This window comes from Gilvimarinus sp. DA14 (assembly GCF_024204685.1).
Classification (GTDB): Bacteria; Pseudomonadota; Gammaproteobacteria; order Pseudomonadales; family Cellvibrionaceae; genus Gilvimarinus.
Genome location: NZ_CP100350.1, coordinates 814142 through 833490, shown reverse-complemented (window position 1 = coordinate 833490; position 19349 = coordinate 814142). Strand labels below are relative to the sequence as shown.

The 19349-nt window shown below is 54.7% G+C and carries 16 protein-coding genes and 1 tRNA gene; 12 read left to right on the top strand and 5 right to left on the bottom strand.

Annotated features, from left to right (window positions below):
- Window positions 1-31: 31 nt before the first annotated feature.
- From NHM04_RS03530 to NHM04_RS03515, 4 genes are all read right to left on the bottom strand, one after another.
- Entirely contained in the window at window positions 32-808 is a 777-nt protein-coding gene (locus NHM04_RS03530; protein ID WP_254265672.1) for a PhzF family phenazine biosynthesis protein, read from the bottom strand.
- Window positions 777-1745: an L-histidine N(alpha)-methyltransferase gene (egtD, locus tag NHM04_RS03525; RefSeq protein WP_254265671.1), complete on the bottom strand. Its 969-nt coding sequence runs from the start codon at window positions 1743-1745 to the stop codon at window positions 777-779. The genes NHM04_RS03530 and egtD overlap by 32 nt, the downstream gene beginning before the upstream one ends.
- Before the next feature lie 43 nt (window positions 1746-1788).
- Window positions 1789-3054: an ergothioneine biosynthesis protein EgtB gene (gene egtB / locus NHM04_RS03520; RefSeq protein ID WP_254265670.1), complete on the bottom strand. Its 1266-nt coding sequence runs from the start codon at window positions 3052-3054 to the stop codon at window positions 1789-1791.
- A gap of 157 nt (window positions 3055-3211) precedes the next feature.
- Window positions 3212-3298: transfer RNA gene (locus NHM04_RS03515), tRNA-Leu, on the bottom strand.
- A gap of 110 nt (window positions 3299-3408) precedes the next feature.
- On the opposite strand from NHM04_RS03515, the gene queA reads away from it, so the two are divergent.
- From queA to NHM04_RS03490, 5 genes are all read left to right on the top strand, one after another.
- The gene (gene queA, locus NHM04_RS03510; RefSeq protein WP_254265669.1) at window positions 3409-4464 is read left to right on the top strand and encodes a tRNA preQ1(34) S-adenosylmethionine ribosyltransferase-isomerase QueA; all 1056 of its coding nucleotides are present in this window, start codon (window positions 3409-3411) and stop codon (window positions 4462-4464) included.
- A 41-nt stretch (window positions 4465-4505) separates the two neighbouring features.
- Window positions 4506-5639: a tRNA guanosine(34) transglycosylase Tgt gene (tgt, locus tag NHM04_RS03505; RefSeq protein WP_254265668.1), complete on the top strand. Its 1134-nt coding sequence runs from the start codon at window positions 4506-4508 to the stop codon at window positions 5637-5639.
- 147 nt (window positions 5640-5786) lie between these two features.
- Window positions 5787-7643: a protein translocase subunit SecD gene (gene secD / locus NHM04_RS03500; RefSeq protein ID WP_254265667.1), complete on the top strand. Its 1857-nt coding sequence runs from the start codon at window positions 5787-5789 to the stop codon at window positions 7641-7643.
- Window positions 7644-7653: 10 nt separating this feature from the next.
- On the top strand, window positions 7654-8811 hold the full coding sequence (gene secF, locus NHM04_RS03495; protein ID WP_371872574.1) for a protein translocase subunit SecF: 1158 nt from the start codon (window positions 7654-7656) through the stop codon (window positions 8809-8811).
- A 92-nt stretch (window positions 8812-8903) separates the two neighbouring features.
- Complete coding sequence (locus tag NHM04_RS03490) at window positions 8904-10952, top strand: PAS domain-containing protein (RefSeq protein WP_254265666.1); 2049 nt, start codon at window positions 8904-8906, stop codon at window positions 10950-10952.
- A 28-nt stretch (window positions 10953-10980) separates the two neighbouring features.
- On the opposite strand, the gene NHM04_RS03485 is transcribed toward NHM04_RS03490, so the two are convergent.
- The gene (locus NHM04_RS03485) at window positions 10981-11784 is read right to left on the bottom strand and encodes an inositol monophosphatase family protein (RefSeq protein ID WP_254265665.1); all 804 of its coding nucleotides are present in this window, start codon (window positions 11782-11784) and stop codon (window positions 10981-10983) included.
- A 189-nt stretch (window positions 11785-11973) separates the two neighbouring features.
- Between NHM04_RS03485 and trmJ the strand changes: the two genes are divergently transcribed.
- The 7 genes from trmJ (at window position 11974) to NHM04_RS03450 (ending at window position 19342) form a co-directional block, all read left to right on the top strand.
- Window positions 11974-12759 carry a tRNA (cytosine(32)/uridine(32)-2'-O)-methyltransferase TrmJ gene (trmJ, locus tag NHM04_RS03480; protein WP_254265664.1) on the top strand — a complete coding sequence of 262 codons (786 nt, stop codon included), beginning with the start codon at window positions 11974-11976 and terminating at the stop codon, window positions 12757-12759.
- A gap of 114 nt (window positions 12760-12873) precedes the next feature.
- Window positions 12874-13347 carry a Fe-S cluster assembly transcriptional regulator IscR gene (iscR, locus tag NHM04_RS03475; protein WP_254265663.1) on the top strand — a complete coding sequence of 158 codons (474 nt, stop codon included), beginning with the start codon at window positions 12874-12876 and terminating at the stop codon, window positions 13345-13347.
- 1 nt (window position 13348) lies between these two features.
- Window positions 13349-14494, top strand: a complete 1146-nt coding sequence (locus tag NHM04_RS03470; protein WP_254266587.1) for a cysteine desulfurase family protein — start codon at window positions 13349-13351, stop codon at window positions 14492-14494.
- Between the two features lie 95 nt (window positions 14495-14589).
- Window positions 14590-16026, top strand: coding sequence for a Fe-S cluster assembly protein SufB (gene sufB / locus NHM04_RS03465; protein ID WP_254265662.1), 1437 nt, complete (start codon window positions 14590-14592; stop codon window positions 16024-16026).
- A gap of 46 nt (window positions 16027-16072) precedes the next feature.
- Window positions 16073-16822 carry a Fe-S cluster assembly ATPase SufC gene (gene sufC / locus NHM04_RS03460; RefSeq protein WP_254266586.1) on the top strand — a complete coding sequence of 250 codons (750 nt, stop codon included), beginning with the start codon at window positions 16073-16075 and terminating at the stop codon, window positions 16820-16822.
- The gene (sufD, locus tag NHM04_RS03455) at window positions 16822-18132 is read left to right on the top strand and encodes a Fe-S cluster assembly protein SufD (RefSeq protein ID WP_254265661.1); all 1311 of its coding nucleotides are present in this window, start codon (window positions 16822-16824) and stop codon (window positions 18130-18132) included. The genes sufC and sufD overlap by 1 nt, the downstream gene beginning before the upstream one ends.
- Entirely contained in the window at window positions 18119-19342 is a 1224-nt protein-coding gene (locus tag NHM04_RS03450) for an aminotransferase class V-fold PLP-dependent enzyme (RefSeq protein WP_254265660.1), read from the top strand. Before sufD ends, NHM04_RS03450 begins: the two co-directional genes overlap by 14 nt.
- The last annotated feature ends 7 nt before the right edge of the window (window positions 19343-19349 follow it).

The window sequence follows — 19349 nt, the reverse complement described above, 5'->3', positions numbered from 1 at the left end:
TCACGGCTGCATTGGGGGACCGCTGCCTGTGTTATTGCGAGCAAATGCGATATTGGCCGCGCACCTTTATCATTGCCGGGCTAATTCGTCGGCACTGTATACGCCCGCCTTGCGATGAGAGCTGCTGAATATCAAGGTGCGTCTGGCCCGCCAGTCGATAGATGAATTCAGCCAGTTGCACGCTGGCTGAGCCTGTTGCGGCGTCCTCTTGCTGCCCGTACTGAGGCGCAAAATAGCGCATGTGAGTTGAATCTCCGGCCTTACAGGCGGCAATAAGTGCGCGTCCGGTATAGAGCGCAAACTGGTGCAGTCTGGGCTTGGCGGCAATTAGCTCCTGCCGGTTCTGACACAGGGCGATGCAGTACTCACCGCGGCCACCGGCATAGGCACCGTGGATAATCCTGAGGTTCCCGAGATGGCTCCACAGACGCGGTTGGCGCAGCGGCAGTTGGGGCAGGGCACGATCTACATAATAAGGCCCCAGTGGGTCGTAGCCCAGCTCAATGGTGCCGGTGTGGGTATGAACACGAGTGTGAAAAAAATCGCCATCAGTGCGGCGATGATAGAGATAGGCCGCCAGCGCTATGGTGCCCGAGCCGCAGCGGCGCACCGGGCGACCGTTTTGCCAAAAGTCTACCCGGTAGCCTTGCTTGGTGATGCTTAGTTGTACAAGAGGGATGTCAGTTGGGCAATTGCGGCGCAAAGAGACGCCCGCTTCTATCTGGTGTATGTTGCCCGTGGCCCCGGGGCCGCAAAAGCTTTGGCAGACAAAAGCCTCATCCGTCATGCTTAAGCAGGCTAATGGCAAACTGATCATCCGGGGCCAACCAGAGTTTTTCGGTGCTCCAGCCGGCGCGTTTGGCCAGTTGAGTAAATTCAGATGGGCGGTACTTATAGGAGTTTTCGGTATGAATACTCTCGCCGCGATGAAACTCAATGGATTCTCCGCCGACATCTACCGCGTGGGATTTAAGGCTGCGCAAATGCATCTCTACCCGGCCTTGCTCTTCATTATAAAAAGCGTGATGACCAAAGTTTTCCAGCACAAAATTGCCATCTAATTCGCGATTAATGCGCTGTAAAATATTTTTATTAAAGCGCGCGGTAACGCCGCGTGAGTCATTGTAAGCGCGCTGCAGTACCGCTTCGGATTTTTTCGTATCGACGCCAATTAGCAAATAGCTGCCCGCGCCCAAAGTTTGCGCCGCATTGCGCAAAAACATCTGCGCTTCGCTGTGGCTTAGATTGCCGATAGTGGATCCGGGAAAGAATCCCACTCTGGTGCGCTGACTGTCGCAAAGTGCCAGAGGCTTGGTGAAATCGTGTACGCAGGGGGTAATGGTCAGTTCGCGGTATTGGCTCTCGAGGGTGCGGCAGGCATCGATCAAGTGCTCGCGGCTGATGTCGATGGCGGTAAAGTGATGTAGGTGAGGAATGGCGCGCAGCAATATGCCTATTTTGCGCAATGAGCCTGCACCAAACTCGACAATTTCTAACGGCGGCTGGCCGCGCTGCTTGATAAATTTGGCTAAGTCATGGGCGACAATGGGCAGTAATTCCAGCTCGGCGTGGTACAGGTAGTACTCTGGCAAATTGCAAATTTCGTCAAAATACTTTGAGCCGCGAGCGTCGTAAAAATACTTGGGTGGCAAATGCTTGGGGCTAGACTGCAATCCCTGCAGAACATCAATTAAAAACTCACTACCGGGTTGGGTCGCGCTCTCGATTGCCTGTGCCTGCTGCATAGTTACTCCTTGACGATTGTGTCTTGGTAATGAATACCTGGTGCTATTTTGCGGCTCGCGCCGGCCTGACACCGCTGAACTGCCAGCGCTGATAGGGGTGGAAGAAGTTGCGATAGCTGTGCCGCATTTGCTCTGCGGGTGTGGCACAAGAGCCGCCTTTAAGTACGAATTGATTGGCCATAAATTTGCCGTTGTATTCACCCAGCGCGCCCTGCAAAGGGGTAAAGCCGGGGTAGGGAGCAAAGGCGCTGCAGGTCCATTCCCAGACGGTGCCGTACATCTGCGATAGCCCGTCGCACGCTTGGCCTTGCGGGTGCCAGGGTTCGTTCTCGGCAAAATGACCAGTAATCCCGGCTTCGCGGCGCGCGGCGTGTTCCCATTCAAATTCCGTTGGCAGGCGCCAGCCGGCCCAGCGGCAAAAGGCGTCGGCCTCGTAGTAGCTGATATGACATACAGGGGCATCGAGCGCTACGGCTTGATGGCCATAAAAAGTCAGCTCCTGCCAGCCGTCATCGGTTTGTTGCCAGTATAAAGGTGCTTGCCACTTAGCTTGCTGGCAGCAGGTCCAGCCATCGCTCAGCCAGAGTGCGGGGTTTTGGTAACCGCCATCGGCCATAAAGGCCAGCCACTCACGATTGCTGACGAGTCCGTGCCGCAGCTCATAGGGTTCGAGAAATACCCGGTGGCGCGGTTGCTCACAGTCGTAGCTAAAGCCTTCAGCGCTAGCGCCCACCTGGGTAATGGTTTCATCGAAACGGCTGAACGCGATGGATGTATCTCTGTTGCCGGTGGAAGGCTCTGCACTTAGCTCGGGCAGCGCGTACCAGTTGCGCGATAAAGCGTGCTTCAAATCCGTCAGCAACAGTTCTTGATGCTGCATTTCATGATGCAGTCCGGTAATCACAAGTGACTGCAGCTGCTGGCTGGGAGCAGCAGGAGTTAATAAAGACAGTAGCGCCTGATCGACGTGCGCACGGTAGTCCAAGATCTCCTGCAGGCTGGGGCGGCTTAGCAAGCCCCGCTCGGGTCGCGGGTGACGACTGCCTACCGCGTCGTAATAGGAATTGAAGAGAAAATCGAAGCTGCTGTTAAAAGGGCGGTATTCGGACTGGTGCTGACGGAGAATGAAGTGATCAAAAAACCAGGTAGTGTGAGCCAGGTGCCATTTGCCCGGACTGGCGTCAGGCATCGACTGAATTTGCAAGTCTTCGGCGCTAAAGCCCCGCACCAGCTCTAGGCTGCGTTGGCGAATGCGGGAAAAAGTATCCGATAAGTGTTGCTCTGTGTGGGCGAGATTGTCGCGGTACACAGCGTGCCTCCTGTGCGGAATGATGTTTCAGCATAGGCAACAAATGCGACGATTTAAAGTCCGCTGCAATAGAAGAAGAGATAAATAAAACAGCGGCGCGGATAAACTGGGAGGCGGAAACAAATAAGGCCCCGCATGGCGGGGCCTTATTTAGATATGGTACCAGAGGCCGGACTCGAACCGGCACGCCCGTGAAGGCAAGGGATTTTGAATCCCTCATGTCTACCAATTTCATCACTCTGGCGAAGTGGGCGTGATTATATCAGCGACTTTTGCTTCGTCAACCAAATACTGGCAAGAAGAGGTTAATTGGGCTACTCTTGCGCGCCTTGTAATCGGCTCCGGACGTTTTTTATGCAGCGCCAGGACTTTTTCTACTCTCTGCCTGATCAATTAATCGCCAAAGAACCTGCCGCCGAGCGTCGCGGTAGCCGGCTATTGATGCTAGATGGCCCCAGCGGCAATACTCGCCATGCTCAATTCACCGATTTGCTGGAGCAATTGCGGCCCGGTGATTTGATGGTGTTTAACGATACCCGTGTGATACCCGCGCGTTTGTTTGGTAAAAAGGCCTCGGGTGGCCAGGTGGAGATATTGGTTGAGCGGGTGACCTCCGAGTACACAGTATTGGCCCACACGCGGGCCAGTCGCTCGCCCAAGCCAGAGTCCGAGTTAATTCTGGAAGATGATACCCGCTTGACCGTGACAGACCGTCAAGGCGCTCTGTTTGCCATTGAGTTTCCCGAGCCTGTGCTCGAGGTGCTAAACCGCCTGGGGCATATGCCTCTGCCGCCCTATATCGACCGCGCAGACGCCGCGGACGATCGCGAGCGCTATCAAACCGTGTACGGCAAGCGCGAGGGGGCGGTCGCCGCGCCCACCGCAGGTCTGCATTTTGATGAGGCCATGCTGCAGGAGCTGGAAGATCGAGGTATCGAGCGCGCGTTCGTCACCTTACATGTGGGGGCGGGAACCTTCCAGCCGGTGAAAGTGGACAATATTGCCGAGCACACCATGCACTCCGAGGTAGCTGAGGTGAGTGCTGAGGTCTGTCGCAAGGTGGCGGCGGCCAAGGCAGCTGGTGGTCGTGTTATTGCCGTAGGCACCACCAGTGTGCGCAGCCTGGAAAGTGCGGCATATTTTAATGGTGGTGAACTGGCGCCTTTTCAGGGAGAGACGGATATCTTTATCTTCCCCGGGTATCAATTTCACGTGGTGGATGCCTTGGTAACCAACTTTCATTTACCCGAGTCAACGTTGATGATGCTGGTAAGCGCATTTGCCGGCTACCGTCACACCATGGAGGCCTATCGTCAGGCCGTTGAGCATGAATATCGCTTTTTCAGTTATGGCGATGCCATGTTTATTACCCGCAACCCAGAGCCGGATGCACCAAATTCCGATCGTTAATCGACCTTCGTCGTGCCCAACCGTTAAGCAGTGAGCAAGATATGACCCGACAATGCAAAATGACGTTTACCTTGCATAAACAAGAGCAGGGCGCCCGGCGCGGCACTCTGAGCTTTCCCCGTGGCGATATTCAGACACCGGCATTTATGCCGGTGGGCACCTACGGCACGGTCAAAGGCATGGCGCCACGCGAAATCGAAGAAATAGGTGCTGAAATTATTCTTGGTAATACCTTTCACTTGATGCTGCGCCCGGGTACTGAGGTCATCAAAGCCCACGGCGATTTGCACGACTTTATGCGGTGGGATAGGCCTATTCTTACCGATTCGGGCGGGTTCCAAGTGTTTAGTTTGGGCAAGTTGCGCAAAATTACCGAAGAGGGTGTGTCTTTTCGCTCGCCTATTGATGGCAGCAAGGTGTTTATGGATCCCGAGCTATCCATGCAGGTGCAGCGCGATTTGGGCTCGGACATCGTTATGATTTTTGACGAGTGTACCCCATACCCGGCCACCCCAGCCGAGGCCCGCAGCTCTATGGAGCTATCCCTGCGCTGGGCCAAACGTTCCAAAGAGGCCCATGGCGATAACCCATCGGCGTTGTTTGGCATAGTGCAGGGTGGAATGTATGTAAACCTGCGCAGCGAATCCTTGCAAGGTTTAGCCGAGATAGATTTTGACGGCTATGCCATCGGCGGCTTGTCTGTGGGCGAACCCAAAGAAGATATGCTGAGGGTGTTGGAGCATCTTGCCCCGCAAATGCCGGCCGACCGTCCCCGCTATTTAATGGGTGTAGGCAAGCCGGCTGATATTGTCGAAGCCGTGCGCCGGGGTGTCGACATGTTTGACTGCGTAATGCCCACTCGCAATGCTCGCAATGGCCATTTATTTACCAGTGAGGGGGTGATTAAAATTCGCAACGCCCGCCACCGCCATGATACTGGTCCGCTGGACGAGCGCTGCGATTGTCATACCTGCACTAACTTCAGTCGCAGTTATCTGCATCACCTGGATAAATGCGGCGAAATTCTTGGCGCCCAGCTCAACACGATTCACAACCTGCGTTACTACCAGAACCTGATGGCCGATCTGCGACGCGCCATCGATGAAGACAGCATGAACGAGTTTCTAGAAGATTTTTACGGTCGCCAGGGCTTAGAGGTGCCGCCAGCCCCCTGATTCGGGTGTCATTGTGGTGGCGGTGAGTTTCGGTATAATCCGCCTCCGTACTTGAGATTACAGCGTTCAGTCCCATATACAGGGGCACAATTGATAACACGCCTGATGTCCCCCCGTGGTTAAGTCAGCGCCTTGACGGATTTTCGTATGTTAAACCGCTATCCACTCTGGAAATATCTGCTGATCGTTTTGGTAGCAGTTCTGGGCTTTGTTTACTCGGCCCCCAACCTTTACCCGCCGGATGACGCCATTCAAATCTCTGGGAGCTCCAGCGATCTGACCATAGACGCGGCCACCCTCAAGCGTGCCGAACAGGCGCTGAATGATGCGGGCATTAGCTACTTTGGCAGCGAGTTTTCCGACACCTCGGCCGAGCTTCGCTTCAATAATGGTGAAGATCAGCTGCAGGGTAAAACAGTGGTGCAGCAGGCACTCGGCAGTGACTATGTAGTGGCACTGAATCAGGCGCCGACCACGCCCGATTGGCTGGTGTCGATGGGAGCCAGCCCGATGAAGTTGGGCCTGGACTTGCGCGGCGGGGTGCACTTTTTGCTGGAGGTGGACGTAGACTCGGCGATCACCAAACGCCAGCAAACCAGCGCCGATGAAATGAAAGATCAATTGCGCGATGAGCGTATTCGTTACTTGAAGTTTGACGTTGAAAACACCGTTATTAACGCATACTTCCGCTCTGAAGACTTGCGCGACCAGGCGGTGAGCGCGCTGCGTAGCGAATACCGGCAGATGCTGTTTGATAACGACTTTCCCGAGGAGAACGGCCACTACCGCTTTACCGCCACTCTGAGCGAGGCCGCGCAGCGCCAAATGGAGCAGGATGCGCTGACGCAAAACCTCACAACCCTGCGCAAGCGGGTTAACGAATTGGGCGTATCCGAGCCAATTGTGCAGAGCCAGGGGCGCAACCGAATCATTGTGCAGCTGCCCGGGGTTCAGGACACCGCCGAGGCCAAGCGGGTGATCGGTAAGACGGCTAACCTGGAGTTCCGCCTTGAGGCCGAGCCGGATGCGCTGTCAGCGGCGACCGAAGAGTTTGACTACAATGGTTATCCCGCAAGCCTTGAGCGCAAGTTGATTTTAACCGGTGACCATGTGGCCAATGCCAATGCCTCGGTGGACCCGGAAACCAACATGCCCCAGGTCAACATCACCCTGGACAGCCTGGGTGGTACCAAGATGAACCACGCCACCCGCTCGAATATAGGCCGCCGCATGGCGGTGTTGTTTATCGAGTACAAGACTCGCATGAACACCGAAGTCAACGAGAGCGGTGAAGAAGTGCAAGTGCCCGAGCAATATGTAGAGCGCAGCGTGATCAGCCTGGCGACGATTCAGGGGGCTCTGGGGGTTCAGTTTCGTATCACCGGCCTGGATTCACCTCGCGCCGCTTCAGAGCTTGCGCTAATGCTGCGCTCGGGCGCACTGGCCGCGCCTATGTATTTTGTCGAAGAGCGTACTATCGGCCCTTCTTTGGGGGCAGAGAACATTGAGCTTGGGGTTAAGTCTGTGCAGTGGGGCTTGGCTTTGGTGCTGCTGTTTATGCTGGTTTACTACAAGGTGTTTGGTATTTTTGCCAATATCGCACTGGCCGTAAACATGTTGCTGTTGGTGGCAGTTATGTCGCTGCTGGGTGCCACGCTAACCTTACCGGGTATTGCCGGTATCGTGCTCACTGTGGGTATGGCGGTGGACGCCAATGTGCTTATTTTTGCGCGAATACGGGAGGAGCTTAAGGCCGGAGCCAGTCCGCAGTCGGCGATTTCCGCAGGTTACGATCGCGCCTATGTCACCATTCTGGATGCCAATATCACCACCTTAATTGTCGCGGTGATTCTCTATGCCATTGGCACCGGGCCGGTTAAAGGCTTTGCGGTAACACTGTCCATCGGGATTCTTACCTCCATGTTTACCGCCATTATGGGTACCCGTGCCCTGACCAACTTGGTGTACGGCGGTCGCAAAAACCTGAAAAAGCTTTGGATTTAAGGAGCCGGTCATGTCTGAACAAAAAATATTGAATTTTATGGGGGCCCGGATCCCCGCGACCGCTCTGTCTGTGATTTTGCTGGTAGTGGCCATAGGCGCACTGGTAATGAATGGGCTCAAGCTCGGCTTGGATTTTACCGGCGGTGCCCAGGTGGAGGTTAGTTTTTCCGAGCCTGCGGATATTCCCGAGATTCGCTCCATTTTGGATGAGCAGGGTCTTAAGAATCCCGTTGCCGTGCTGTTTGGTTCGGATACTGAAGTGCTTATCCGCACTCAGGGTGCGATGGGCGACGGCGGCCAGGCCGCGCTGCAGGAGCGTCTGCAACAGGCGGTGCCGGGGGCTAGCTTAGATTCGGTAAACCGCGCGCCTCGCGATCAAGGCAATTATGCTCAAGAGCTGGTGTTTAGCGGTGCTACCGCCGTCCAGCTTGATTCGTCTGAGTTGTTTCCGCCGCGTTATTTTGGCGACACTCGTGTTGTCGACAATGGCGAGCAGTTAGGTGTGTTGGTGGAAAATTCACTGGATAATGCCTACACCCAAGAGCTGCTTGAAGTACTGTCGCGCGAAACCGGCAGTGAAGTGGAGCTGCGCCGCAGTGAGTATGTCGGCCCGCAAATTGGTGCTGAGCTGCGTGACGAAGGCGGTCTGGGGATGCTGATTGCCCTGGCTGTGGTAATGCTGTATGTGGCGGCGCGCTTTCAGTTTAAGTTCTCGGTCGGTGCGGTGTTAGCTCTGGTTCACGATGTGATCATCGTGCTCGGTTTTTTTGCCTTGCTGCAAATTGATTTTGACTTGACGGTACTGGCCGCTGTGCTGGCGGTGATTGGTTACTCCCTCAACGATACCATTGTGGTGTTTGACCGCATTCGCGAGAATTTTCGCAAAATGCGTAAAGGCACCACTGGCGAGGTTATTAACGCGTCACTGACTCAGACACTGGAGCGTACCTTTATTACGTCTTTAACCACGCTGTTAGTGTTGGTTATGTTATTTGTTTTTGGTGGCGAGCTGATCAGCGGTTTCGCCCTGGCATTGATTGTCGGTGTGGTGGTGGGTACCTACTCATCTATTTATGTGTCGGCCAACACCTTGATGTGGATGCATCTGCAGAAAGAAGACCTGATACCACCGGAGAAAGAGGGCAGCGAAGTCGACGAAATGCCCTGATCTGGACTACCCAATAAAAGCCCGCACGATAACGTGCGGGCTTTTTTTTAACGGCAAGTTAGGGGTATGCTTGGCGCAGAACGGAGAGCGCAATGATAAACGACCAGCCCACTATCAGCATGTCCCAACCCCTGGATGATCTCAATGCGGATCAGCTCAAGGCATTGGTTGAGCGTTATCGTCGCATTTTTTGCGGCAGTGGCTATGGCTTTTGGGAGTGGGATTTAAATACCCATTATATCGACTGGTCGGGTGGCTTCTGGGAGTCCATCGGCTACGATGATGAAGACCGCAAGCGCCTGACCGACGCCCGCGAACTGCCCGCCTTTATTCACCCGGACGATGTCGAACAGATGTTTGAATCGGTGCGCGAGCATTTGCGCACTGCCGAACCCCTGTACACCTGTTACCGAGTGCGCACCAAATGCGGCGACTATATCTGGACTCAGGTGCGGGCGGACTCTATTCGCGACGAGTCCGGCAGAGCCATGTATATCTCTGGCGTAAATTTTGATATCTCTGAACTCAAAGATGTCGAGGCGGCGCTGCGTGAAAGTGAGGCGCGCCAGGCAAGGATTATTCAGGCCTCTAACGATGGTATCTGGGAGTGGTACGCCGATCGCGACGCCTTCCATTTTTCTGCCCGCTGCTGGGAGCATTTAGGTTACGGCGGTGAAGATGATTTAATCAGCACTGGTCGGGACCGCATGCGACAGTGGCGCAACCATATTCTCAGTGAAGATTTACCCCTTTTCGACAGCGCGCTGGAGCGTCACTTAACCGCCCAGGAGCCGTTCGATGTGGAATACCGGGTGCGGGCTAAAGATGGCGAAATTCGCTGGATTCGTGCCCGTGGCAAGGCCAGTTTTGATTTCGATGGCAGGCCCATGCGGATGTCGGGTACCAATATGGATATCACCGATATCAAGCGGGCTGAGGCTCGGGTGGTCAAGGCCAAAGAGCAGGCGGAAAAGGCCAACTCGGCAAAAAGCGAATTTCTCTCCAGCATGAGCCACGAGTTGCGCACGCCGCTCAATGCCATTCTCGGTTACGCTCAACTGTTTGAGTACGACAGTAATTTAAAAGAAGTTCAAAAGGGGAATATCCGCGAGATTCATGCGGCCGGGGAGCACTTGTTGCGTTTGATTAACGATGTTTTAGACCTCGCTAAAATTGAGTCCGGAGCCATGGAAACCAGTTTGCAAAATGTTCTAGTAAGCCGTTTGCTGAATGACTGTGTCACCCTCCTGCAGCCGCAGGCCGACGCCCGTAGTATTTTGTTAAAAGTCGATTTTCACGGTTTGGATTCAGTGTGCGTACACGCCGATCCCATCCGTTTAAAGCAGGCGCTTTTAAATTTAATGAGCAATGCCATCAAGTACAACCGCGTGGGTGGCGAAGTTAATGTGGAGTTGGAGTTACGCCCCGAGCGTATGCTGCGAATTTTGGTGCAGGATACGGGTACGGGTATTGAAGAGTCGCGTCGCGAAGAGGTCTTTCAGCCGTTCAATCGCCTGCATGCCGAAATGAGCAAGGTAGAGGGCTCAGGTGTAGGGCTGGTCATTACCAAGCAACTAATTGAAAAAATGGATGGCAGTATCGATTTTTCCAGCGTCACCGGAGAGGGTACTTGCTTTTGGGTGGACTTGCGCGATGCCGGACGGGCGCAGTTTGTGAGTCAGCCCGGCGATGCCTTGGCAGAGATAAGCCAGCGTACTGAATTACGAATAACCGGGCGTCACGACATACTGTACATTGAGGATAATGCGACCAACATCCGTCTGATGGAGCATTTCTTTTACCGTTACAAAAATCTCTCGCTGGAGGTAGCCGAAGAGCCGTTTATTGGTTTGTACCGCGCGCGGCAGACCCGTCCAGCGGTGATTATTCTGGATATTAATCTGCCCGGCCTGGATGGCTACGAAGTGCTGAGCGTGTTGCAAAGTGACCCGGCGACGCGGGATATTCCGGTGATAGGCTTGTCGGCCAATGTGATGTCAATCGATGTCGAGAAGGGCCGTGAGGCGGGATTTTATGAGTATTTGACCAAGCCGCTACAGATTGAGCAGCTGGTTGAGGTATTGAATGGCTTGCTTGGCGATGAAGGTCGTACTGAAGGCAATCTGATCGATGCGGGTTAGCCGGCACCTAGGTGCCGGCAACAGGACTCTAGCGAATATGGCCCATGTGTTTTTTCACAATTTGCAGCACCGGTTTAAACACCTTGGGGCTGCCGCACACTACATGCCCGGTTTCATAGTGTGTATTACCGCCGTTAAAGTCACTGACCAATCCGCCGGCTTCTGTCACCAGTAGCAGGCCTGCGGCCATATCCCACTGGTTTAAGTTCATCTCCCAAAAGGCATCAAAGCGCCCGGCTGCGACATAAGCCAAGTCCAGTGCCGCCGAACCCGGGCGGCGAATGCCAGAGGTTTGGCCGGCAATTTCCTGCACCGCTGCTAGGTATGCAGAAATATTTTCCAGGGCGTAGCCGCTAAACGGAATGCCGGTGCCGATAACACCACCGGCCAGACCTTTGCGGCTGCTGACGCGGATGCGACGGCCATTAAGGGCGGCGCCGCGGCCGCGGCTGGCGGTAAATTCTTCGCGTTTAATGGGGTCGTAAACCACGGCGTGTTCCAGCTGGCCTTTAATACGGCAGGCGATGGAAACGGAAAAGTGGGGAATGCCGTGAATAAAGTTGGTGGTGCCGTCCAGCGGGTCGATAACCCATTCAACATCTGTGTTGCTGCCCGGCTGCGAGCCGCCTTCTTCGCCGACAATGCTGTGGTCGGGATAGGCTTTTCTCAGGTGGTAAATAATTTCCTTTTCGGCGGCTTTGTCTATCTCGGTGACAAAGTCATTGCGGCCTTTTTCTTCAATAGCAACAACATCCAAACGCTCGGTAGCGCGCTCGATAATTTCACCGGCCTTGCGCGCCGCGCGCAGGGCAATTGTCAGCATGGGTTCCATGGGGGCACCAGTTACGAAAGAGGGTTTAAAGAACGGGGGCCGGGGCGGCCGAGGCGGCGATTATAGCAACGCCTGCGCCGCTTACCAAGGAAAACTCGGCAAGCCTATGCAGGCTACTACGCCTAGGGCGACAAGTTTGTTAAAATGCCGCGCTTTTGGCGCCTGTGGCGCGCAACCCGAGGCAGTTCCATGAGTGATAATCAACTGGATAAGGTACGCATCGTACTGGTCAACACATCCCACCCAGGTAATATCGGCGGCGCTGCCCGAGCGATTAAAAATATGGGGCTGTCTCGTTTGTATCTGGTGGCGCCCAAAGAATTTCCCGCGGAAAAAGCCGTATGGCGCGCCGCTGGCGCCCTCGATGTACTGGACAATGCCGTGGTGGTGGAGACCCTGGATGAGGCGATCGAAGGTTGTGGCCTGGTGGTCGGCACCAGCGCCCGCGAGCGCCGTATTCCCTGGCCGCTGGTGAATCCACGCGAATGCGCTGAAAAGGCGGTGCACGAGGCTGAGCAGCACGAGGTGGCAATTTTGTTTGGGCGCGAAGACCGCGGCCTGACTAACGAAGAGCTGCATAAATGCCACAATCACGTGCACATTCCGGCCAACGACGAATACAGCTCGCTCAACCTAGCCGCAGCGGTGCAGGTGATTTCCTACGAGTTGCGCATGGCCTGGCTGACCGCTAAAGATGGCAAGGCGCCCACCTTCGATGACTGGGACGTGCCCCCTGCCAAGGTCGAGGCGATGGAGCGCTACTACGAGCATTTGCAGCAAACTCTTGAGCATCTGGGCTTTTTAGAGCCGGATAATCCGCGTCAAACCATGACGCGTTTACGTCGTTTGTATAACCGAATTCGTATGGATGAAATGGAGTTGTCGATTCTGCGAGGTGTGCTGACGGCGACCCAGAATTATATCTATCACGCCGAGCGCAAGCTGGAAAAAAGCGACGTTGGGGAGCAAGAGTAAGCCCGCAGGCCCCGTGAGACTTGGAATTTTGCGAATAGTTGAGTAAAATACTCAGTTATTATGGTGCGGGATCAAAATCACTGCACGCCGTTTCACTGAAAGCCTTGAAACACCATGCGACTGACCACCAAAGGCCGCTATGCGGTCACTGCAATGTTGGATTTGGCGCTGCACAGCGATGCGGGGCCTGTGAGCCTGGCGGATATATCCGAGCGCCAGGGCATCTCTCTGTCTTATCTTGAGCAGTTGTTTTCCAAATTGCGCCGCGAAGATCTGGTGATCAGTATTCGCGGTCCGGGTGGTGGTTATCGTCTGTCGGCTGAAGCCAGCCGGGTTTCGGTGGCGCAGGTAGTCGATGCGGTAAGCGAGTCACTGGATGCCACCAAGTGTCAGGGCAAAGGCGATTGTCAGGACGGTGAGATTTGTATCACCCACCACCTTTGGCAGGATCTAAGCAGTCAGATACATGAGTTTCTCAGTGGTATCACTCTCGCAGATTTAGTGGCCCGGCGCGATATTCAGACGGTCTGTCAGCGTCAGGATCTGCGCCGCGACGGCCAGCAGATTCTCTGTAGCGATTTAGGGTGATCTGATGCAGCCGATTTATCTCGATTATGCCGCCACAACGCCCGTGGCGCCGCAGGCCGCAGCCGCTATGGCCGAGTGTTTGACCCGTGAAGGCAATTTCGCCAACCCGGCTTCTCGTTCGCACATTTATGGCTGGCAGGCCGAAGAGGCAGTAGAGGCCGCCAGAGGCCAGGTCGCGGCGCTACTGGGCGCCGATGCTCGTGAAATTGTTTGGACGAGCGGCGCGACAGAGGCCAATAACCTCGCCTTAAAAGGTGTGTGTGAATCGGGGGATCACCTGCTGGTGAGCGCGATTGAGCACAAAGCGGTGCTCGACCCGGCCCAGTGGTTGGTCGGCCAGGGGGTAAAGCTCGATCTACTTAGGCCAGATGCCAACGGATTGGTGAGTGCACAGGCGGTAGCCGATGCCATTACCGCCGATACCAAATTAGTCAGTGTCATGTTGGTGAATAACGAATTGGGCACCATTAACCCGATTGCGGAAATTGCCAAAGTCTGTCGCGACAATGGTTGTCTGCTGCACGTGGACGCCGCCCAGGCGGTGGGCAAGATGCCGGTGGATGTCAAAGCTCTGGACGTAGACTTGCTGTCGGCGTCTGCACACAAATTGTATGGCCCCAAGGGCATCGGAGCATTGTATGTGCGCCGTAGCCCAGATATTGAAGTAAAAGCCCAGATTCACGGTGGTGGCCACGAACGCGGTATGCGTTCTGGCACCTTACCTACCCATCAATGTGTGGGTTTTGGTGTGGCCTGTGAGCTGGCAGCAGCGCAAATGGAGTCGGATCGGCAACGTCTGGAGCCCTTGCGCGACAAGCTCTGGCAAGGAATTAAACATCTGCCTGGTGTGCGCTTGAATGGTCACCCAGAGAAGCGGCTCTACACTCATTTAAATGTCGCTTTTAGCGGCGTTGATGGTGAAATGCTGCTGCTCAGTCTGCGCCGTTTGGCGCTTTCGACGGGCTCGGCGTGCACGTCCGCGACTATGGCGCCGAGCTACGTGCTTAAGGCCATTGGTCTTGATGATGTCGCGGCGCTCTCATCGCTGCGCATCAGTCTTGGGCGCGACACCAGTAGTGCAGATATAGAACAGGCCATCTCGCATATTTGCGAGGTGGTGGGCAAGTTACAAAGCAAAGCAAGTTAAGACGGCAATCAAACCGCTTTTGGGCAGCGTTAGCTGCAAGTGATTAGCAGGCGGGCAAAGCTCGCCACTTCACACAGGTGAAGAAGAGGTGAAACATGTCTGAACAGGTAGAACACCTAATCAGAAAAGAGTATGCCGCCGGTTTCCATACGGCGATTGACACAGATACCTTGCCGCCCGGCTTGAACGAAGAGGTGGTGCGGTTTATTTCCGCGAAAAAGAATGAGCCCGAGTGGCTGCTCGAATGGCGTCTGCAGGCGTTTCGCGCCTGGCAGGAGATGGAAGAGCCCGAGTGGGCCCATGTGGATTATCCCAAGGTGGATTACCAGGCGATTTCCTATTACTCATCGCCCAAAAGCATGGACGATAAGCCAAAAAGCCTTGATGAGGTGGACCCCAAGCTTCTCGAAACCTATGAAAAATTAGGCATTCCGTTGCACGAGCAAGAAATGCTCGCCGGGGTGGCTATGGACGTCGTGTTTGATTCGGTTAGCGTGGTAACCACCTTTCGCGAAAAGCTCGAAGAGGCTGGCGTGCTGTTCTGTTCTATCAGCGAAGCGGTGGAAAAATATCCGGAGTTGGTGAAGCAGCACCTGGGCTCGGTGGTGCCACAAAAAGATAACTATTTTGCTGCGCTTAACTCGGCGGTATTTTCCGATGGCTCTTTTGTGTACATACCCAAAGGTGTGCGCTGCCCGATGGAGTTGTCCACGTATTTTCGTATTAACGAACAAAATACCGGTCAGTTTGAGCGCACCTTGATTGTTGCCGAAGAGGGCGCTTACGTAAGTTACCTTGAGGGCTGCACTGCGCCCATGCGCGATGAAAACCAGTTGCACGCCGCAGTGGTTGAGCTGGTTGCCAAAGACAACGCCGAAATCAAATACTCTACGGTACAGAACTGGTACCCGGGTGATGAAGACGGTAAAGGCGGTATTTACAACTTTGTGACCAAGCGCGGTGTTTGCCACACCAGTGCCAAAATCAGCTGGACCCAGGTAGAAACCGGCTCGGCCGTGACTTGGAAATACCCCAGCTGTGTGCTGCGTGGCGATAACAGTGTCGGCGAATTTTACTCGGTTGCCTTGACCAATAATTATCAGCAGGCCGATACCGGCACCAAGATGATTCACATTGGTAAAAATACGCGCTCGACCATTATCTCTAAAGGTATTTCGGCGGGCAAAAGTCAAAACTGCTACCGCGGTTTGGTGCGTATGAATCCGGGCGCCGAGGGCGCGCGCAACTATACCCAATGTGATTCGCTGCTGATTGGCGATCGCTGTGGGGCGCACACCTTTCCTTACATTGAAAGTAAAAACCCCAGCGCGGTTATCGAACACGAAGCGACCACCTCCAAGGTCAGTGATGATCAGATGTTCCTGTGTCAGCAGCGCGGTTTAGACGCGGAAAAGGCTGTATCAATGATCGTCAACGGCTTCTGCCGCGAAGTGTTTAAAGAATTGCCCATGGAGTTTGCGGTTGAGGCCGGCAAACTGCTCGAAGTGAGCCTTGAAGGCTCGGTGGGTTAAATCGAATTGCAGGCTGCGGCCTGAACGAAAAGAGATGAATGAAATCATGTTGAGTATTAACAATCTCTGCGCCAGCGTTGAAGAGAAAGACATTCTTAAAGGTTTGAATCTGGACGTTAAACCGGGTGAAGTTCATGCCATTATGGGCCCCAATGGCGCAGGAAAAAGCACCTTGGGCAGTGTGCTGGCGGGTCGCGAAGCCTTTGAGGTGACGCAGGGATCAGCCAGCTTTGACGGCAAAGACCTGTTAGACATGGACGTGGAAGAGCGCGCGCGCGAAGGTTTATTTCTCGCCTTTCAGTACCCAGTAGAAATCCCGGGTGTTAGCAACATGGAGTTTTTGAAAGCCTCCGTAGATGCCGTGCGCAAGCATCAGGGTAAGCCCGAGTTATCCAGCGTTGAGTTTATGAAGCTAGCTCGCGAAACCAGCAAAAAAGTTAAGCTGGATCAGGCATTTTTAAAACGCGGCGTCAACGAAGGTTTTTCGGGCGGCGAAAAAAAGCGCAATGAAATTCTGCAAATGATGCTGCTCGAACCCAAACTGTGCATTCTTGATGAAACCGACTCGGGGCTGGACATTGATGCCTTGCAAACCGTGGCCGATGGCGTAAATGCCATGCGCAGTGCCGAGCGCAGTTTTATCGTGGTGACTCACTATCAGCGCCTACTGGACTACATCGTACCCGACTTTGTCCATGTACTGGCCGATGGCAAGATTGTTAAATCCGGTGATAAATCTCTGGCGAAAGAGCTGGAAGCAAAAGGCTACAGCTGGCTCGAAGGAGAGGTGGCTTAATGGGAGATTTGCAAACCGCGGCATTAAAACTTGCCGAGGCGCAATCCGCGCCCGCTTGGCTTGCGGATGTGCGTCGTCGCGGCGCAGAGCGATTTGCCGCTACCGCCTGGCCCAATCGCCGTACTGAAAACTGGAAGTATACTTCCCTCGCGGCGCTGGCCAACAAAGAGTTGAGTGCGCCTACTGCGGCCACCACAACCGTGCCGGAGCAAGATTTAATCGCCTTTGACGCCTACAAACTGGTGTTCGTAAACGGCATTTTAGATACGGCTCAGTCGGATGAGTTGCCGGCAGGAGCGGTCGCCTTTGCCAATGCCGAAGGGCCGCAAGTGGAGCAGGTGCAAAAGCATCTCGGCCGGATTGCCGACAGTTCTCAGCACCTGTTTGCCGCGTTAGGTGAAGCCGCCTCTGGCGAGGGTGTGCTGTTGCACATTAAGGCGGGGCAGAAGCTCGATAAGCCATTATATCTGGTTAATTATTCTAGTGGCGAGGCTGCACAGCTGGCCGCTACACGGTTGCTGGTGGTGCTGGAAACTGGCGCTGAAGCAGAAGTTGTCGAGCAGTTTCTCTCCAGTGATAACGAGCAGGCTAACCTGGTTGCCGCGCAGACCGAAATTGTTCTCGCCGACAATGCGCGAGTCAAACATTACCGCCTCAATCTCGAACACGAAGGCGTAACCCACATGGGCGGTGTGTTCGTGGAGCTGGGTCGCGACGCTAATTTTGACGGCTTTGCTATTGCCAAAGGCGGCGAACTGATACGCAACGACTATGTGCTCGAGCACTGTGGCGAGGGCGCTCATGTCGAGTTGCAGGGCGTTTACATGCCGCGCGGGCGCCAGGTGGTGGATTACCACACCAACATCAAGCACCGCGTGCCTCACTGCACCAGCAACGAAGTGTTTCGCGGCATTATCGGCGATCGCGCCAAAGCGGTGTTTAACGGCCGAATTCATATTTTTGAAGACGCGCAAAAAACACTGGCGGAGCTGTCAAACAAAAACCTGTTGACTTCCAACCGCGCCGAAATCGATACCAAGCCAGAGCTGGAAATTTACGCCGACGATGTGAAGTGTGCCCATGGCGCGACTGTGGCGCAGCTGGACGATGACGCTCTTTACTATTTGCAAACGCGCGGTGTCAGTAAAGAGCAAGCTAAGGTGATGATGAGCTTTGGTTTTATCAACGAGCTGATTCAAACCATCGACAATGAAGCGGTAATGAATCATCTGTTGCCGATTTTGGCGGAGCAGTTCGGCCGCGAGAACGAGTTGCTGCAACTGGAGGCTGAGTCTTTTGACGCGCTTTGATGTCGCCACCGTTCGCGCCCAGTTTCCGATTCTGCAGCAAGAAGTAAACGGCCATCCGCTGGTGTATCTGGACAATGCCGCTACCACGCAAAAGCCAGAGTCGGTGATTGAGGCGATTGCCAACTACTATCGCTATGACAATTCCAATGTGCACCGCGGAGCACACGCCCTAAGCGACAGAGCGACCGAACAGTTTGAAGGTGCGCGCAACAAGGTGGCGCAGTTTATCAATGCTCCGGCTTCCTCTCAGGTGTTGTGGACGCGCGGCACCACCGAGGGGGTAAACCTGGTTGCCAGTAGTTGGGGCAGGGCCAATTTAGGCGCTGGAGACCGTGTGCTGGTCTCTGCTATGGAGCATCACTCGAATATCGTGCCCTGGCAAATGGTGGCGCAGCAGGTTGGCGCCAATGTCGAGCCTATACCAGTGGATGAGCTGGGTGTGATTGACCTGCAGGCGCTGGACAGTCTGCTGGACGAACGGGTGAAAATGGTGGCGCTGGGGCATGTATCCAATGCGCTGGGTTCTATCAATCCGGTCGAGCAGGTCATTGCCAAAGCCCACGCAGTTGGCGCTAAGGTGCTTTTGGATGCGGCTCAGTCAATCGCTCATTGGCCTATCGATGTGCAACAGCTCGACTGCGATTTTCTGGCTTTTTCCGCCCATAAGATGTTTGGCCCCACTGGCATGGGTGTGCTCTATGGCAAGCGCGAGTTGCTAGAGGCTATGCCGCCTTATCAGGGCGGTGGGGAAATGATTGAGTCGGTCAGCTTTGCCGGCACCGTATACAACAAATTGCCCTACAAGTTTGAGGCGGGAACCCCCAATATTGCCGGTGCCGTAGGTATGGGCGCGGCGGTGGATTTTCTCAACAGCCTTGAGCGGACGGCGGCCGATGCCCACGAAAAGCAGTTGCTGCAGAGCGCGGAACAGGCGCTGGCCGAACTCGGCGGCTTTGAGATAGTCGGTCGCGCAGCTGATAAAGTGGCGGTAATGAGTTTTGTCGCCGATTTCGCGCACCCGCAGGATATCGGCATGATTCTCGATCAGCAGGGAATCGCGGTGCGCACCGGTAACCACTGCGCCCAGCCCATTATGGACCAGTACGGCTTGCCGGGAACCGTGCGCGCGAGTTTTAGTCTGTACAACACTCAGGCGGATATCGACGCGCTGATGGCAGGCTTGGCAAAAGCCAAAATGTTTCTCGCTTAAGGGGAGC

Coding starts and splice junctions, on each gene's coding strand:
- NHM04_RS03490 (WP_254265666.1), top strand. CDS start 8,904: ATGATAAACGACCAGCCCACTATCAGCATGTCCCAACCCCTGGATGAT.
- tgt (WP_254265668.1), top strand. CDS start 4,506: ATGACCCGACAATGCAAAATGACGTTTACCTTGCATAAACAAGAGCAG.
- sufC (WP_254266586.1), top strand. CDS start 16,073: ATGTTGAGTATTAACAATCTCTGCGCCAGCGTTGAAGAGAAAGACATT.
- secF (WP_371872574.1), top strand. CDS start 7,654: ATGTCTGAACAAAAAATATTGAATTTTATGGGGGCCCGGATCCCCGCG.
- queA (WP_254265669.1), top strand. CDS start 3,409: ATGCAGCGCCAGGACTTTTTCTACTCTCTGCCTGATCAATTAATCGCC.
- trmJ (WP_254265664.1), top strand. CDS start 11,974: ATGAGTGATAATCAACTGGATAAGGTACGCATCGTACTGGTCAACACA.
- sufB (WP_254265662.1), top strand. CDS start 14,590: ATGTCTGAACAGGTAGAACACCTAATCAGAAAAGAGTATGCCGCCGGT.
- NHM04_RS03485 (WP_254265665.1), bottom strand. CDS start 11,784: ATGGAACCCATGCTGACAATTGCCCTGCGCGCGGCGCGCAAGGCCGGT.
- iscR (WP_254265663.1), top strand. CDS start 12,874: ATGCGACTGACCACCAAAGGCCGCTATGCGGTCACTGCAATGTTGGAT.
- egtD (WP_254265671.1), bottom strand. CDS start 1,745: ATGCAGCAGGCACAGGCAATCGAGAGCGCGACCCAACCCGGTAGTGAG.
- secD (WP_254265667.1), top strand. CDS start 5,787: ATGTTAAACCGCTATCCACTCTGGAAATATCTGCTGATCGTTTTGGTA.
- sufD (WP_254265661.1), top strand. CDS start 16,822: ATGGGAGATTTGCAAACCGCGGCATTAAAACTTGCCGAGGCGCAATCC.